Source organism: Arthrobacter sp. 05T444, from assembly GCF_056395905.1.
In genome coordinates this window covers 1-511 of sequence record NZ_JBFTKK010000062.1, presented here as the reverse complement: position 1 = coordinate 511, position 511 = coordinate 1, and the positions used below count along the sequence as shown (strand labels likewise).

Genomic DNA, 511 nt, shown 5'->3' with positions numbered 1-511 from the left:
CGATGGTCCCGGCGGCGAGGTTCGCGGCGGTCTGTTCGCAGGCGGGGGGCATGGGGTGGGYGTTGAGGCCGGTGCGGGGCAGCACGGCCGCGGCGAGGGCGAGCCGGCGGCGGGCTTCGCCGATGCTGATCCGGAGCCGGACCCGGAGGWATTCGGCGGTGTTCCGGCACCCGTCATCGGCAGGCACAGACCGCACCCGCCCCGTTTCCGGCCCCGCCGCCGCGGCCCCGGATGCTCCTGCACCGGCCGCGGTGTCGGCCGCCCTGCCGGTGCCGGTGCCGGTGTCGGTGCCCCAGCCGGTGGTCCAGCCTGTGGCTTTGGCCGCGGGTCCGGCGGCGTTGACCGCCTCGGTACGGGTCCGCTCCACCGCGGCCGCGGCGAGCAGCTGAAGGTGCTCGGTCCGGCGGGAGAGCTCCTCGGTCAGGTCCGCGAAATCCGCCGCCTCCTGGAAGGAAGCCAGCCCGAGCTCGTTGTCCGCGGCGTCGACCGCCGATGCCAGCGCCTCCAGACA

Annotated in this window: 1 protein-coding gene; it reads right to left on the bottom strand. The window is 76.0% G+C overall.

What is annotated here, in order from left to right; translation table 11 throughout:
- Positions 1–511, bottom strand: a 511-nt coding sequence (locus AC1DD3_RS22080) for a DUF222 domain-containing protein (RefSeq protein ID WP_476882529.1), incomplete at both ends; no start/stop codon positions are given.